Source organism: Pseudomonas sp. LBUM1679, from assembly GCF_059695565.1.
Map to the genome: position 1 here is coordinate 5,309,823 of NZ_CP166774.1, position 16,301 is coordinate 5,326,123.

The following is a 16,301-nucleotide window of genomic DNA, read 5'->3' on the forward strand; positions in this document are numbered from 1 at the left end:
CTTAGAGAACGGCTTTCGGGTAGGAACCCAGCACTTTGAGTGCCACTGCTTCCTGACTGATCTTTTCCAGCACACCTTTTACCAGCGGATCGCGGTGGTGGCCGACGAAATCGATGAAGAACACGTAGGTCCATTTACCGCTGCGCGACGGACGGGTCTCGATGCGAGTCAGGTCGATGCCATTATCGTGAAACGGCACCAGCAACTCGTGCAACGCGCCAGGCTTGTTGCTCATGGACACGATGATCGAGGTCTTGTCGTCGCCGGTCGGCGGCACTTCCTGGCTGCCGATCATCAGGAATCGCGTGGAGTTGTCCGGACGATCCTCGATTTTTTCCGCCAGACGGGTCAGCCCGTACAAGCCTGCCGCCATGTCGCCGGCAATCGCTGCCGAATTCCACTCGCCCTTGACCCGCTTGGCCGCCTCGGCGTTGCTGGACACCGCCACGCGCTCGACATTCGGGTAATGGGCGTCCAGCCACTTGCGGCACTGGGCCAGGGACTGGGCATGGGAATAGATGCGGCTGATGCTGTCGGTCTTGGTGTTTTCACCGACCAACAGGTGGTGGTGGATGCGCAGCTCGACTTCGCCACAGATCACCATGTCGTGCTCGAGGAAGCTGTCGAGGGTGTGGTTGACCGCGCCCTCGGTGGAGTTTTCCACCGGGACCACGCCAAAGTTCACCGCACCGGCCGCGACTTCACGGAACACTTCGTCGATGGCGGCCATCGGCTTGCTGATCACCGCGTGACCGAAGTGCTTCATGGCCGCCGCTTGGGTGAAGGTGCCCTCAGGGCCGAGGTAAGCCACTTTCAGCGGCTGCTCGAGCGCCAGGCACGAGGACATGATTTCGCGGAACAAGCGCGCCATCTCTTCGTTGCCCAGCGGCCCCTGGTTGCGCTCCATCACGCGCTTGAGCACCTGAGCTTCACGCTCGGGGCGATAGAACACCGGCACTTCGCCTTCGGCCAGCGAGGCCATCTTTACTCGCGCAACTTCCTGGGCGCAACGTGCGCGCTCACTGATCAGCTCCAGGACTTTTTCGTCCAGGGCATCGATGCGCAGGCGCAGTGCCTTGAGTTCTTGCTCAGACATTAACCGTGTTCCTTCTCGAACTCTGCCATGTACGAAACCAGTGCGTTGACCGCAACGATGTCGACGGCGTTATAGATGGAGGCACGCATGCCACCCACGGATCGGTGACCCTTGAGGTTCAACAGGCCACGCTCGTCGGCGCCAGCCAGGAATGGCTTGTCCAGACGGTCGTCCGCCAGGCGGAACGGCACGTTCATCCACGAGCGGTCCGATTTGTTGATCGGGTTGCTGTACAGGCCGCTGGCGTCGATGAAATCGTACAGTGTGCGCTGTTTCACGTCATTGAGCCTGCCGATGGCTTCAACGCCACCCTGCTCTTTCAGCCATTCGAACACCAGACCCGACAGGTACCAGGCCAGGGTTGGCGGGGTGTTGTACATCGAGCCGTTATCGGCCGCGACCTTGTAGTCGAGCATGGTCGGGCACAGCGAACGGGCGCGACCCAGCAGGTCTTCGCGAATGATGGTGACGACCAGGCCGCTCGGGCCGATGTTCTTCTGGGCGCCGGCGTAGATCATACCGAAGCGCGAAATATCCATCGGACGCGAGAGGATGTCCGAGGACATGTCGGCCACCAGTGGAACGTCACCGGTCTGCGGGATCCACTGGAATTCCAGGCCGCCGATGGTTTCGTTCGGGGCGTAGTGAACGTAGGCCGCGTCTGCAGACAGGTTCCACTCGTTCTGCCCGGGAATGGCGAAATAGTCGTAAGGCTTGGCGGTGGCCGCAACATTGACGTGGCCGTAGCGCGAAGCTTCTTCGATGGCTTTCTGCGACCAGATACCGGTGTCGATATAGTCGGCGGTGCCGCTTTCCGGCAACAGGTTCAGCGGAATCTGCGCAAATTGCTGACTGGCGCCGCCTTGCAGGAACAGCACTTTATAGTTCGAGGGGATATTCAGCAGATCACGCAGATCCTGCTCGGCCTTGGTGGCGATGGACACGAACTCATCACTGCGATGGCTCATTTCCATGACCGACAGGCCCTTGCCGTGCCAATCAAGGAGTTCACCCTGGGCGCGCTGCAGGACAGCTTCGGGAAGCGCCGCAGGACCGGCGCAGAAGTTATAGGCTCTCTTGCTCACATCCAATCTCGCTCTGATTTGGTGGTAACACTGTAGGAGCGAGCTTGCTCGCGAAAAACCTGAGAGCGCAAGGGTGCACCAGACGCCCTGCGTTATCGTTGACGACCATCGCGAGCAAGCTCGCTCCTACATGGGATTTCAGTATTTCCAAAGGGACAAACAACAAGGGGGCGAATTTTCATCCGCCCCCTGTTTGCCCGCTTACTCTTGCGGTTCTTCGTCAGCGGCGGCGTCGAGTTGCTGGTCTTCGGCAACGTCGTCGATCACGACTTCTCCGTCGAACACTGCACCTTCTTCGCTCTCTTCGCCTTCCAGCTCTTCGCCTTCGACTTCCGACGGCTCTTGAACCCGCTCCAGGCCCACCAGCGTTTCATCGCTGGCCAGCTTGATCAGCGTCACGCCCTGGGTATTACGACCCAGGCTGGAGACTTCGTCGACACGGGTACGCACCAAAGTACCCTGGTCGGAGATCAGCATGATCTCTTCGCCATCCTGCACCTGCACCGCGCCGACCAGACGGCCGTTACGCTCGTTGCTGACCATGGCGATAACACCCTGACCGCCACGTTTGTACTCGGGGAACTCGGTGATCGCCGTGCGCTTGCCGAAGCCACGCGCCGAAGCCGTGAGGATCTCGCTGCCTTCTTCCGGGATCAGCATGGAAATCAGCTTCTGTCCTTCCGGCAGACGCATGCCACGCACACCGCGAGCGGTACGGCCCATGGCGCGAACTTCGGACTCCTTGAAGCGGGTGACCTTGCCGCCGTCGGAGAACAGCATGATTTCCTGCTCGCCATCGGTGACGGCAGCAGAAATCAGAATGTCGCCTTCGTCCAGCTCGAGCGCGATCAGACCGACGCTGCGCTGACGACTGAACGCCACCAGCGGGGTCTTCTTGACCGTACCGTTGGCAGTCGACATGAAGATGAACGGAGCCTTCTTCTTGTCTGCAGCCTTGATCCGCGCCTTGCGCTCTTCTTCGGTTTCGTTGCTGTTTTCCAGTTCTTCGAGATCGGACTCGATGCTTTCGGCGTCTTCGGCGTCAGCTTGCTTGCGCATGGCTTCCAGATCGACCGGGAGCATGGTGGTGATGTATTCACCCTCGCTCAGCGGCAGCAGGTTGACCAGCGGACGACCACGGGCAGCGCGGGACGCTTCCGGGATTTCGTAGGTTTTGAGCCAGTACACCTTGCCCTTGCTGGAGAACAGCAGCAGCGTGGTGTGGCTGTTGGCGACCAGCAGGTGAGCGATGTAGTCCTCATCCTTGACGCCGGTGGCCGACTTGCCTTTACCGCCACGACGCTGGGCCTGGTACGCAGCCAATGGCTGGGTCTTGGCATAGCCACCGTGGGAGATGGTCACGACGCGCTCTTCTTCCGGGATCATGTCACCCAGGGTCAGGTCGAGACGGGCATCGAGGATTTCGGTGCGACGCACGTCGCCGTATTCGGCGCGGATCACTTCCAGCTCTTCGCGGATCACTTCCATCAGGCGCGTGGCGCTGCTGAGGATGCGGATCAGCTCGCCGATCTGGTTGAGGATCTCTTGATACTCGGCCAGCAGCTTTTCGTGTTCCAGGCCGGTCAGGCGGTGCAGACGCAGTTCCAGAATGGCTTGCGCCTGTTCCGGCGACAGGAAGTACTTGCCTTCGCGCAGACCGTATTGCGGATCCAGGGTCTCCGGACGGCAGGAGTCAGCGCCGGCACGCTCAACCATCGCGACCACGGCGGAAGATTCCCACGCAGTCTTGATCAGCGCTTCCTTGGCTTCCGACGGCGTTGGCGAAGCCTTGATCAGGGCGATGACCGGGTCGATGTTCGACAGGGCAACCGCTTGACCTTCCAGGATGTGACCCCGTTCGCGCGCTTTACGCAGCTCGAACACGGTACGGCGGGTAACGACTTCGCGACGGTGGCGAACGAAGGCTTCCAGCAGGTCCTTGAGGTTGAGGATCCGCGGACGGCCGTCGATCAGCGCGACGATGTTGATACCGAACACCGCTTGCAGCTGGGTCTGGGCGTAGAGGTTGTTGAGGATCACCTCAGGCACTTCGCCGCGACGCAGCTCGATCACGACGCGCATGCCGTCCTTGTCGGACTCGTCGCGCAGCTCGGTGATGCCTTCGAGCTTCTTCTCTTTGACCAGCTCGGCGATCTTCTCGATCAGACGGGCTTTGTTCAGCTGGTAAGGCAGTTCGGTGATCACGATCTGCTGGCGACCACCGACCTTGTCGATGTCTTCGATCATCGAGCGGGCGCGCATGTAAATGCGCCCGCGACCGGTGCGGTAGGCTTCGATGATGCCGGCGCGACCGTTGATGATCGCGGCTGTCGGGAAGTCCGGACCGGGGATGTATTGCATCAGCTCATCGATGGTCAACTCGGGGTTGTCGATGAGGGCCAGGCAACCGTCGATGACTTCACCGAGGTTGTGCGGCGGGATGTTGGTCGCCATGCCCACGGCGATACCGCTCGAGCCGTTGACCAGCAGGTTGGGAATACGGGTCGGCATGACCGCCGGGATCATTTCGGTGCCGTCGTAGTTCGGCACCCAGTCCACGGTTTCTTTGTGCAGGTCGGCCAGCAGCTCGTGCGCCAGCTTGGTCATGCGCACTTCGGTGTATCGCATGGCTGCGGCGTTGTCGCCGTCCACCGAACCGAAGTTGCCCTGGCCGTCTACCAGCAGGTAGCGCAGCGAAAATGGCTGCGCCATCCGAACGATGGTGTCGTATACCGCGGTATCACCGTGCGGGTGATACTTACCGATCACGTCACCGACAACACGGGCAGATTTCTTGTACGGCTTGTTGAAGTCGTTGCCCAGCTCGCTCATCGCGAACAGCACACGCCGGTGCACGGGCTTCAAGCCATCGCGCGCATCCGGCAGTGCCCGCCCGACAATTACGCTCATCGCGTAGTCGAGGTAGGACTGCTTCAGCTCGTCTTCGATATTGACCGGGAGGATTTCTTTGGCCAGTTCGCCCATGAGAAGCCTGATTCCTTTTTCTGGTGAAACTTCGTCACATCCATATGGGACGAACGAAGCTCGCCGCTGCAGGCTGAGTGCCGTGCACCGACTTACGACAAATCAACGAGTTATGCCATGGATCTGCGCAGTAAAGACAACCCCGTGGGACTGCCTCGGAAAACGCCGGATGTTATCACAAGAGCCGCCACGCACCTATCCCCCTGATGCGCATGGAGCATAGTTAGTTGACCGGTGACAGGCTTGAAGGGGACGAGAGAGGCTTAGAGAGATGCCGAATGCAGAATTCAGGCTGATTTATTGACTCTGCGGGCCTCATCGCGGGCAAGCCCGCTCCCACAGGGTCTGTTGTATGCCCGAGATTTTCGGTGCAACACAGATCCTTGTGGGAGCGGGCTTGCCCGCGATTGCGATTTATCAGGCGCCGGAGACCTTCAATGCAGACGCTTACGACACATCAACTGCGCCATTTTCGCCGTATCCGGCCGCTCGACAATGCCCTTTTCCGTGACGATCACATCGATCAGGTCTGCCGGGGTCACGTCAAACACCGGGTTGAACGCATCGACATCGGCCCCGACCCGCTTACCGCCGACATCCAGTAACTCGCGACCGTCACGCTCTTCGATTGGAATGTCGTCACCACTGGCCAGGTTCATGTCGATGGTCGAGCTCGGCGCCACGACCATGAAGCGCACGCCATGGTGCATGGCGTTCACCGCCAATTGGTAGGTGCCGATCTTGTTGGCCACGTCGCCATTGGCGCTGATGCGGTCGGCCCCCACGATCACCCAGGTAACGCCCTTGGTTTTCATGATATGGGCAGCGGCCGAGTCGGCATTGATCGTGACCGGAATCCCCTCGTTGGCCAATTCCCACGCGGTCAGGCGCGAACCTTGCAGCCAGGGCCGGGTTTCGTCGGCGTATACCCGCTCGACCATGCCTTCAAGGAACGCCCCGCGAATCACCCCCAGCGCCGTGCCGAAGCCGCCGGTGGCCAAGGCACCGGTGTTGCAATGGGTCAGGAACGCCTGGGCATTGCCCTGGTGCTTGCGAATCAGGTCCACCCCCAGTTGCGCCATGGTCAGGTTGGCTTCGCGATCACTTTCATGAATGGCAAGGGCTTCCGCTTCCAGCACCGCCAGCGGATCGGCGTGATGCTTGAGACGCCCAAGCCGTTCGCGCATGCGGCCCAGGGCCCAAAACAGATTGACGGCGGTCGGACGGGCATCGGCGAGCAGCGCGAAATCCTCTTCCAGCGCCGCCCGCCAGTCGCCGCCTTCGGCAAACCGGGCACGCGCCGCCAACACCACGCCATAAGCAGCACTGATGCCAATGGCCGGCGCGCCGCGCACGACCATCGAACGAATCGCCTCGGCCACACCTGCGGCGCTGGTATAGGCGATCCACGTTTCCTCGAACGGCAAAATACGTTGATCCAGCAGATACAGGGCGCCATCACGCCAATCGATGGCCTTCACCTTCTCCGCAGCCAACAGTCGATCGCGCATTCCCCACCCCGCACTCAGAAACAAAAGCCGCCGATTATAGCGATCCCCCCGCGAACACGCTCGGGTATACTTCGCCATCCTTTATAAAAGCACTGGAACCCATCCTCGATGCCGAACACTGCCGTTGCGCTCGACCTGCTATTACTGCCGACCTGGCTGGTACCCGTCGAACCTGCTGGCGTTGTCCTCAAGGAGCATGCTCTGGGCATCCGCGACGGGCGCATCGTCTTTATCGGCCCGCGTGCCGCGGCGCTGAAGCTTGAGGCAAGCGAAATCCGCGAACTGCCGGACATGCTGCTCTGCCCTGGCCTGATCAATGCTCACGGGCATGCCGCGATGACGTTGTTCCGCGGCCTGGCGGACGATCTGCCGCTGATGGCCTGGCTGGAACAGCACATTTGGCCGGCCGAAGCCAAATGGGTAGACGAAACTTTCGTTCGCGACGGCACCGACCTGGCGATCGCCGAGCAGATCAAAGGCGGCATCACCTGCTTCTCCGACATGTATTTCTTCCCCAAGATTGCCAGCGAGTGCATCCATGACAGCGGCATTCGCGGGCAAATCGCCATTCCGATCCTCGACTTTCCGATCCCGGGCGCCAGCACGGCGGACGAGGCCATTCGCCAGGGTGTCGAACTGTTCAACGATCTCAAGCACCACGAGCGTATCAAAATTACCTTCGGCCCCCATGCACCCTACACCGTGGGCGACGAAAACCTGGAGAAAATCCGGGTGATCGCCGAAGAACTGGACGCCTCGATTCACATGCATGTCCACGAAACCGCCTTCGAAGTGCAGCAGTCGGTCGAGCAATATGGCGAACGCCCGTTGGCCCGCCTCGGTCGCCTGGGCCTCCTGGGGCCGCGCTTCCAGGCGGTGCACATGACGCAAATCAGCGATGAGGACCTGGTGCTGCTGGTAGAAAGCAATACCAGCGTGATCCATTGCCCGGAATCGAACCTGAAGCTGGCCAGCGGTTTCTGCCCGGTGGAGCGTTTGTGGCAGGCCGGCGTCAATGTCGCCATCGGCACCGATGGCGCGGCGAGCAACAACGACCTCGACCTGCTCGGCGAAACCCGCACCGCTGCATTGCTGGCCAAGGCCGTCGCCGGCTCCGCCACCGCGCTGGACGCCCATCGCGCGCTGCGCATGGCCACCCTCAACGGCGCCCGCGCGCTGGGGATCGAAACCGACGTCGGCTCGCTGGAAGTCGGCAAAGCCGCGGACATCGTGGCATTCGACCTCTCAGGCCTGGCGCAGCAACCGGTCTACGACCCGGTTTCGCAGCTTATATACGCCACTGGCCGGGACTGCGTGAAACACCTTTGGGTCGCCGGCAAGCAACTGCTCGACGACCGCCGTTTGACCCGCCTGGATGAAGACCAGCTTTGTGCCACCGCCAAGGCCTGGGGCCAGCGCATCAGCGGCCGTACCGAATCGTAAGCCCCCCGGTCGGGGCAACAGGATTTTTCAAGTTTTAGAGGACTTAAGCATGAGCAACGTCGACTACGCCGAAATCGCCAAATTCGAAGCCCTGGCGCATCGCTGGTGGGACCGCGAAAGCGAGTTCAAACCGCTGCACGACATCAACCCGCTGCGGGTCAACTGGATTGACGAACGGGTCCATCTGGCCGGCAAGAAAGTCCTCGACGTCGGCTGCGGCGGCGGCATCCTCAGCGAAGCCATGGCCCAGCGCGGCGCCACCGTCATGGGTATCGACATGGGTGAAGCGCCGCTGGCGGTCGCGCAATTGCATCAGCTGGAGTCGGGCGTGAGTGTCGAGTACCGGCAGATCACCGCCGAAGCCCTGGCCTGCGAGCTGCCCGAGCAGTTCGACGTGGTCACCTGCCTGGAAATGCTCGAGCACGTGCCGGACCCCTCCTCGGTGATCCGCGCCTGCTTCCGCATGGTCAAACCCGGTGGCCAGGTGTTCTTCTCCACCATCAACCGCAATCCGAAGGCGTACCTGTTCGCCATCGTCGGCGCCGAATACATCATGAAGCTGCTGCCGCGCGGCACCCACGACTTCAAGAAATTCATCCGCCCGTCCGAGCTGGGCGCCTGGAGCCGCATGGCCGGGCTGACCGTCAAGGACATCATCGGCCTGACCTACAACCCGCTGACCAAACACTACAAGCTGGCGTCCGACGTGGACGTCAACTACATGATCCAGACCCTGCGCGAGGAGTAAGCCGATGCGTATCAGAGCAGTTCTTTTCGACATGGACGGCACCCTGCTCGACACCGCGCCGGACTTCATTGCCATCTGCCAGGCAATGCGTGCCGATCGCGGTTTGCCGCCGATCAACGATAAACAGATTCGCGACGAAATCTCCGGCGGCGCCAAGGCGATGGTCGCCGTGACCTTCGCCATGGACCCGGAATCGCCGGAATTCGAGGCATTGCGCCTGGAGTTCCTGGAGCGCTACCTCGTGGGTTGCGCCGTTCACAGCAAATTGTTCGACGGCATGGGCGAACTGCTGGCCGATATCGAAAAAGCCAATCTGATCTGGGGCGTGGTCACCAACAAGCCGTTGCGGTTCGCCGAGCCGATCATGCAGCGGTTGGGGCTGGCCGAGCGCTCGGCGCTGCTGATTTGCCCGGACCATGTGAAGAACAGCAAGCCGGATCCCGAGCCGTTGATCCTCGCCTGCAAGATGCTCAACCTGGACCCGGCCAGCGTACTGTTCGTGGGTGATGACCTGCGCGATATCGAATCCGGTCGCGATGCCGGCACCCGGACCGCTGCGGTAACCTTTGGCTATATCCACCCGGACGATAACCCGCGGCACTGGGGGGCGGATGTGGTGGTGGATCATCCGCTGGAGTTGCGCAAGGTGCTTGATAGCGCCCTTTGTGGCTGCTGAGAGCCGGTTTCAAACTCCTGGGAATGTGGCGTGAATGCTGACGCCATCGCGGGCAAGCCCGCTCCCACAGGGTTCTGGTAGGCGAATGCAAATTGTGTAAACACCCTCGATTCTTGTGGGAGCGGGCTTGCCCGCGATTTGCCGCGCGCGATCCGTCTTCTGATTTGTAGAGGTTTTTTATGTTTGATTATTCCGCCCGCCCCGAACTGCTCAAGGACCGGGTCATCCTGGTCACCGGTGCCGGTCGTGGTATCGGCGCTGCCGCCGCGAAAACCTACGCCGCCCACGGCGCCACCGTGCTGCTGCTGGGCAAGACCGAAGCCAACCTGACTCAGGTCTACGACGAAATTGAAGCCGCCGGTCATCCACAACCCGCGGTGATCCCGTTCAATCTGGAAACCGCCCTGCCCCATCAATACGATGAGTTGGCAGCGATGATCGAAACCGAGTTCGGCCACCTCGACGGCCTGCTGCACAACGCCTCGATCATCGGCCCGCGTACGCCGATCGAGCAGTTGTCCGGTGAAAACTTCATGCGCGTCATGCACGTCAACGTCAATGCGATGTTCATGCTCACCAGTACGCTGTTGCCGCTGCTCAAGCTGTCCCAGGACGCCTCGGTGGTGTTCACCTCCAGCAGCGTCGGCCGCAAGGGGCGCGCCTACTGGGGTGCGTACGGGGTTTCCAAATTTGCCACCGAAGGCCTGATGCAAACCCTGGCCGATGAAGTCGATACCGTGGCACCGGTGCGCGCCAACAGCATCAACCCCGGCGCCACCCGCACCAGCATGCGCGCCCAGGCCTACCCCGGGGAAAATCCGCTGAACAACCCGACGCCGGAGGAGATCATGCCGGTCTATCTCTACCTGATGGGACCGGACAGCACCGGCATCAACGGCCAGGCTTTCAACGCCCAGTAACGCCGTGCGTCGCTTTTGTGCCGCGACAGCCTCCTGTCGTGGCGCTCAAATGCTCGTAACTCCCCCCTCATTCCTGGCCAAACAATCGGCATAACGTCGGTGACGTCTGCCAATGAAATTTCAAGACTTTGATTTATAATGCTTTTTTATCTAAAGGAACGTAATGGCATGCGTTTCGCTCTAAATCTGCTCAGACATGCCGTGTGAAAGCAGATGGGAGGCCGATAATTACTTTATCTTCGGCAAAGCAGATTAGACTCGTAGCAGATGTCCTACGGGACTGATGGACCAGTATGACGCGCAGCCCAAAGCCGCTCTCACCCAGCCTGTAAGACAGTCTTACTGCTCAGGGGCGCACGCCATATGAAATCATCTTCCCAGACCAACGCAATTGACTTCGATCGCGCCAAATTGCAACGCCTGGGCTTTGGTCAGCAGCCCCCCCTTCCAGAGAGATCGGTCAGCCTTGCGCAAATGCGCCAGCAGCTGAGCCTGCTGTTGCAAACCAGTCTTGAGCCGCAACGCATCCTCGGGCTGTTTTTTCGCGAGATCCAGCGACTGGTCCCACTGGACGCCTTGAGTTACGAGCACAAGGCCAGCGACTTGCGCCTGACGTTCGGCCAGCGTGGCCAACATTCGATCAGCTACAGCCTCAGCCATGAAGGCGAGCACCTGGGGCAACTGGTGTTCCGCCGCAATCAGCGATTCAGCGACCTGGAGCAGGGCAACCTCGAGTCGATACTGTCCGCATTGCTGTACCCGATGCGCAATACCCTGCTCTACCGCGCTGCGACCCAAAGCGCCTTGCGCGATCCACTCACGGACACCGGCAACCGCATCGCCATGGATCAGACGCTGCAGCGGGAAATCGAGATGTCGCGCCGGCACCTGCACCCCTTGTCGCTGTTGATGCTGGACATCGATCACTTCAAACACGTCAACGACAATCATGGGCATAGCGCTGGCGATTACGTGCTGAAGGCGGTTGCCGCCTCGATCAAGAATCAGTTGCGCAACGTGGACATGGTGTTCCGCTTTGGTGGCGAAGAGTTCCTGATTCTGCTGTCCAACACCGGTCGGGAGGCGGCAGCCATGATCGGCGAGCGGTTGCGATTTGCCGCGCAGACGCAGGATTTTGCCGCCGATGGCAAGTCGATCGAACTGACCGTCAGCCTCGGCTGTTCGACCCTGTTGCCCGGCGAGTCCGGCGACAGCCTGCTGCGACGGGCCGATAGCGCCCTGTATGCAGCCAAGCGCGCAGGTCGCAACCGGCTGGCGATGGCCGGGTGAAAGCCGCCAGGGCGGTCCGCACGCAGTAGCGCTAACGGACAGCGCCGCGCAACTCGCCCACCAATCCTTGCAGTCTGACCGGTTCGGCCTCCTCTACCGTCACGGCAGGGCCCGCTACCAGTGTCACTCGCGACCACAGCCGACGAAACAGCCCCTTGCCCGGATCGCGACTGAAAAAACTGCCCCACAACCCCTGCAATGCCAGCGGAATCACCGGCACCGGGGTCTCTTCCAGAATCCGCCTCAGTCCGCCCTTGAATTCATTGATCTCGCCATCGGCGGTCAGTTTGCCTTCCGGGAAGATGCACACCAGCTCACCGTCCTTCAGATACCGGGCAATGCGCGTGAAGGCTTTTTCGTAAATCTGGATATCTTCCTGACGCCCCGCGATTGGAATCGTCCCGGCCGTGCGAAAGATGAAATTCAGCACTGGCAGGTTGTAGATCTTGTAGTGCATCACAAAGCGAATCGGCCGACGCACCGCCCCACCGATCAGTAACGCATCGACGAAAGACACATGATTGCAGACCAGCAGCGCCGCGCCCTCATCGGGAATCAGTTGCAGATTGCGATGCTCCACGCGGTACATGGAATGGCTGAGCAGCCAGATCATGAAGCGCATGCTGAACTCGGGGACAATCTTGAAGATGTAGGCGTTGACACCGATGTTCAGCAGCGACACCACCAGGAACAGCTGCGGGATCGACAGCTTGACCAGGCTCAGCAATACGATCGAGACAATCGCCGAGACCACCATGAACAGCGCATTGAGAATGTTGTTGGCCGCAATCACCCGTGCCCGCTCGTTCTCGGGAGTGCGCGACTGGATCAGCGCGTACAGCGGCACTATATAGAAGCCGCCGAAGATCCCCAGGCCGAGAATATCGATCAAGACCAGCCAGGTATGGCCAAACCCGAGGATCTCGACCCAGCCATGGCCGTCGACGCTGCCCGGAATCCCGCCGGAATGCCACCACAACAGCAACCCGAACACCGTCAGGCCGAACGAGCCGAATGGCACCAGGCCGATTTCGACTTTGCGCCCGGACAGTTTCTCGCAGAGCATCGAGCCGAGCGCGATACCTACCGAGAACACCGTGAGAATCAGCGTTACCACGGTTTCGTCGCCGTGCATCCACTCCTTGGCGTAAGCCGGGATCTGTGTCAGGTAAATCGCCCCGACAAACCAGAACCATGAGTTGCCGACAATCGAACGCGACACTGCCGGGGTTTGGCCCAGACCCAGCTTCAGGGTGGCCCAGGATTGACTGAAAATGTTCCAGTTCAGGCGCATTTCCGGCGAGGCGGCCGCGGCACGAGGGATGCTGCGGCTGGCCAGGTAACCGATGACCGCAATGCCAATGATCGCCGTGGAGACGATGGGCGCGTAATGACTGGACGACATCATGACCCCGGCGCCGATGGTTCCGGCGAGGATCGCCAGGAAAGTCCCCATCTCCACCAGGCCGTTACCCCCCACCAGCTCTTCTTCGTGCAAGGCCTGGGGCAGGATCGAATATTTCACCGGACCGAACAGCGCCGAGTGAGTGCCCATGGCAAACAGCGCCACCAGCATCAACGACAGGTGATCGAACATGAAACCGACCGCGCCGACCGCCATGATGGCGATTTCCCCGAGCTTGATCAGACGGATCAGCGCATCCTTGGCGAATTTTTCGCCGAACTGCCCGGCCAGCGCCGAGAACAGAAAGAATGGCAGGATGAACAGCAGCGCACACAGGTTGACCCAGATCGAGCGATCACCCTCGATCGCCAGCTTGTACAGAATGGCGAGGATCAACGACTGCTTGAAGATATTGTCGTTGAACGCTCCCAGCGACTGAGTGATGAAAAACGGCAGGAAGCGCCGGGTGCGAAGCAAGGTGAACTGTGAGGGGTGACTCATCTTCCGTGTGTCCCTGATCGTGGGGTAGAGAGTGGCGTGGATACGTTGATTGGAAAGCCGAACGTCGATCCAGGCCACACATTACCTAATCCTGGGCGGTTATTTCTTTAATCCTGCAATACAAGGTGAGACAAACAACTCCCCCCGCCACGCACCCTGCACCGTCCGTTTGCCGACGATCAGCCACATCACCACCAGCAACGTCACCAGCACACAGCCGAAAATACTGAAAAAGGTCAGGTTCAACACACTGGCCAGTTTCAAGGTAGTCAGGGCGTACACGCCCAGGGGGAAGGTAAAGCCCCACCAGCCGAGGTTGAACGGAATCCCGGCGCGCAGGTATCGCACGGTGATCAGCAGCGCGATCAGCATCCACCACAGACCAAACCCCCACAGCGTAATCCCGGCCACCAACCCCAACCCGGCGGCGATTTCACCGACTCCAGGCAATCCGTTGGCCGCGAAGATCGCCGGCGCGTCGGCACCCAGCAGCAACATGCCCAGTGCACCGGTGCCGATCGGGCCGAGTGCCAGCCAGCTCGAGGCGGCCATGTTTTCGTGGGGCAGTTTATGCAGGGCCATGCGCAACAGCAGGATGGTCAGGATGCTGAATGCCACCGGCAGGGAAAAGGCCCAGAGCACGTAGCTGGTGACCAACACCACTATCTGCGAATGGGCATCTGCCAGGTGCGGCGCCAACAGGCCTCCACTGGCGGCGGCGACTTCGGCGGCCACCACCGGCAATAGCCACACGGCCGTCATCTGATCGATGCTGTGCTCCTGCCGGGTGAACATCAGATAGGGGATCAGCACGCCACAGGCCAGGGACATTGCCACGTCCAGCCACCACAGTATTTCGGCGACCGGTATCACGCCATCGCCCCAGCGCGGCAGACCGAACACCAGAAAACCATTGATGATGGTCGCCAGACCCATAGGGATGGTGCCGAAGAACATTGACACGGTCGAATGACCGAAAATCCGCCGCGCCTCATCGAAAAACAGCACCCAACGTGCCGTGTATATAGCCGCGAACAACACAAACAGGACGATATTGAACAGCCAGAGTGCTTCGGCGATCCCGCGAACGCCGGGACCCGCACCTGGCCACTGCGCCAGCGCCAATGCCAGCACACCGGTGCCCATGGTGGCGGCGAACCAGTTCGGGGTGAACTGGCGGATCACTTCGCGCGGGTGCTGCAAATGACTGAAAGGTTTGAAACCGAGTGTGGCGGTGTCGGGGCATGTCATGGCGAACTCCTGTCCTCTTGTTGAGGTGGAATTCATGGTAGAACCGAATCGAATATCTATATAACGGGTAATATCTCTAACTGTTATCTATTTTATGAATACTAGATTCATCCGACATCGGCGTGACAGGCTTTGACAGGCCGCTGCAGCTTCAATCCAAGCAGCGCCCCCAGCGACAGAACGATCAACACTGCACCATAACCATCGGTGGTTGCCACCAGGCCGAAGGTCCGCGTCAGGTTCCCGGCCAGCAACGACGGCAAACAGAACGCGAGATAACTGAGCACATAATACGCCGACATCAACCCGGCCCGCTCATGGGGCAGCGCCAGTGGCACCAGACTGCGCACGGCCCCCAGGAAACCGGCGCCGAATCCGCAACCGGCTATCAGGGTGCCGAGGAAAAACAATGCCAGGCTGGCGCTGTGCACCCCCAGCAAAATCAATACAAGCCCCGCTGGCAGCAAGGTGCCTCCCAACAGCAGCGCCATGGCGGCGGGACGATTGCGCAGGGTGAAGATCATCAATGCACCGGTCACCGTCAATGCCGCTACCGTCGCGCCGCCAATCAGGTTCGAGGCCGACCCCGTGGCGGTACGCACCAACGAGGGTGCCAGCGAGGCGTAAAAACCGCCGAGCGCCCAGGTGGCGGTGTTGAGCGGCAACACTCGCCACAAGGTCGATCGTGCCTGGATCGGCACATGCAGGGTCGGGCGCAGCGACGCCCAGGCACCCGCTTGTGGACTGACGGTTTCGGGCAGGCCCCAGACGTACAATGCTTGCATCACAAACAGCGCGAGCAGCACCCAATAGGTCAACTGCAAGGGCAGCGGCGCAAATTCGGCCAACAGGCCGCAGCCCATGGCCCCGACCGCCATGCCCAGTAACGGCGCGACACTATTGACCAACGGCCCTTGCTGACGATCGGTATCCAGCAGCGCCGCACTCAGCACAGCGGTGGCCATTCCCGTTGCAAACCCCTGAAGCACCCGCGCACCGATCAACCACGCCACGCTGTCGGCATTGATAAACAGCAACATCGCCAGGACGTTAAGCAATACGGCGGTGAAGATCACCGGTTTGCGCCCCAGATAATCCGACAGCGAACCGACCGTCAGCAGCGCCACCAGCAAGCTGATGGCGTACACACCGAAAATAACGGTCAGGGTCGCTGCCGAGAACTGCAGGTGTTCCTGATACAAGTGATACAACGGCGTCGGGGCAGTGGAAGCCGCGAGAAAACTGAGTAAGGTAATCGCCAGAAACCACAGGCTGGAACGATGGGACGCAGAACGGTTCGACGTTGAATAGAGCATTGCACACTCCGCAAAAGCTAATTTTTTGCTTTTGCGGAGTGTGCTACTGGTTAACGCTTAAAGCAAATTCTTTG

12 protein-coding genes and 1 pseudogene are annotated in these 16,301 nt (G+C 60.4%); 5 read left to right on the top strand and 8 right to left on the bottom strand.

Annotation, left to right across the window (positions count from 1 at the left end; all coding sequences use genetic code 11):
* Window position 1 precedes the first annotated feature (1 nt).
* From pheA to mtnA, 5 genes and pseudogenes are all read right to left on the bottom strand, one after another.
* Window positions 2–1,096 (bottom strand): prephenate dehydratase, encoded by a 1,095-nt coding sequence (gene pheA, locus ACA062_RS24035; protein WP_007899727.1) that lies wholly within the window; start codon window positions 1,094–1,096, stop codon window positions 2–4.
* A complete protein-coding gene (gene serC, locus ACA062_RS24040) occupies window positions 1,096–2,181 on the bottom strand; it encodes a 3-phosphoserine/phosphohydroxythreonine transaminase (RefSeq protein ID WP_497453319.1) in 1,086 nt (361 codons plus the stop codon). Before serC ends, pheA begins: the two co-directional genes overlap by 1 nt.
* 28 nt (window positions 2,182–2,209) lie before the next feature.
* Window positions 2,210–2,290: pseudogene (locus ACA062_RS24045) on the bottom strand (outer membrane lipoprotein carrier protein LolA); the annotation flags it as partial.
* A gap of 92 nt (window positions 2,291–2,382) precedes the next feature.
* The gene (gene gyrA, locus ACA062_RS24050) at window positions 2,383–5,166 is read right to left on the bottom strand and encodes a DNA gyrase subunit A (protein WP_497453320.1); all 2,784 of its coding nucleotides are present in this window, start codon (window positions 5,164–5,166) and stop codon (window positions 2,383–2,385) included.
* A 434-nt stretch (window positions 5,167–5,600) separates the two neighbouring features.
* Window positions 5,601–6,677, bottom strand: a complete 1,077-nt coding sequence (mtnA, locus tag ACA062_RS24055) for an S-methyl-5-thioribose-1-phosphate isomerase (protein WP_497453321.1) — start codon at window positions 6,675–6,677, stop codon at window positions 5,601–5,603.
* A gap of 108 nt (window positions 6,678–6,785) precedes the next feature.
* On the opposite strand from mtnA, the gene ACA062_RS24060 reads away from it, so the two are divergent.
* From ACA062_RS24060 to ACA062_RS24080, 5 genes are all read left to right on the top strand, one after another.
* A complete protein-coding gene (locus tag ACA062_RS24060) occupies window positions 6,786–8,120 on the top strand; it encodes a TRZ/ATZ family hydrolase (protein ID WP_497453322.1) in 1,335 nt (444 codons plus the stop codon).
* Between the two features lie 49 nt (window positions 8,121–8,169).
* Window positions 8,170–8,868 carry a bifunctional 2-polyprenyl-6-hydroxyphenol methylase/3-demethylubiquinol 3-O-methyltransferase UbiG gene (gene ubiG / locus ACA062_RS24065; RefSeq protein ID WP_497437785.1) on the top strand — a complete coding sequence of 233 codons (699 nt, stop codon included), beginning with the start codon at window positions 8,170–8,172 and terminating at the stop codon, window positions 8,866–8,868.
* A 4-nt stretch (window positions 8,869–8,872) separates the two neighbouring features.
* A complete protein-coding gene (gene mupP, locus ACA062_RS24070; protein ID WP_497453323.1) occupies window positions 8,873–9,544 on the top strand; it encodes an N-acetylmuramic acid 6-phosphate phosphatase MupP in 672 nt (223 codons plus the stop codon).
* Window positions 9,545–9,723: 179 nt separating this feature from the next.
* Window positions 9,724–10,464, top strand: a complete 741-nt coding sequence (locus tag ACA062_RS24075; protein WP_128873329.1) for a YciK family oxidoreductase — start codon at window positions 9,724–9,726, stop codon at window positions 10,462–10,464.
* 363 nt (window positions 10,465–10,827) lie between these two features.
* The gene (locus ACA062_RS24080; protein ID WP_497453324.1) at window positions 10,828–11,754 is read left to right on the top strand and encodes a GGDEF domain-containing protein; all 927 of its coding nucleotides are present in this window, start codon (window positions 10,828–10,830) and stop codon (window positions 11,752–11,754) included.
* Window positions 11,755–11,785: 31 nt separating this feature from the next.
* Here the strand turns inward: ACA062_RS24080 and ACA062_RS24085 are convergent, their stop codons facing one another.
* The 3 genes from ACA062_RS24085 to ACA062_RS24095 form a co-directional block, all read right to left on the bottom strand.
* The gene (locus ACA062_RS24085) at window positions 11,786–13,660 is read right to left on the bottom strand and encodes an MFS transporter (protein ID WP_497453325.1); all 1,875 of its coding nucleotides are present in this window, start codon (window positions 13,658–13,660) and stop codon (window positions 11,786–11,788) included.
* A gap of 99 nt (window positions 13,661–13,759) precedes the next feature.
* Window positions 13,760–14,911, bottom strand: a complete 1,152-nt coding sequence (locus tag ACA062_RS24090) for a TDT family transporter (protein WP_497453326.1) — start codon at window positions 14,909–14,911, stop codon at window positions 13,760–13,762.
* A gap of 107 nt (window positions 14,912–15,018) precedes the next feature.
* Window positions 15,019–16,227 carry an MFS transporter gene (locus tag ACA062_RS24095; protein ID WP_497453327.1) on the bottom strand — a complete coding sequence of 403 codons (1,209 nt, stop codon included), beginning with the start codon at window positions 16,225–16,227 and terminating at the stop codon, window positions 15,019–15,021.
* Window positions 16,228–16,301: the final 74 nt, after the last annotated feature.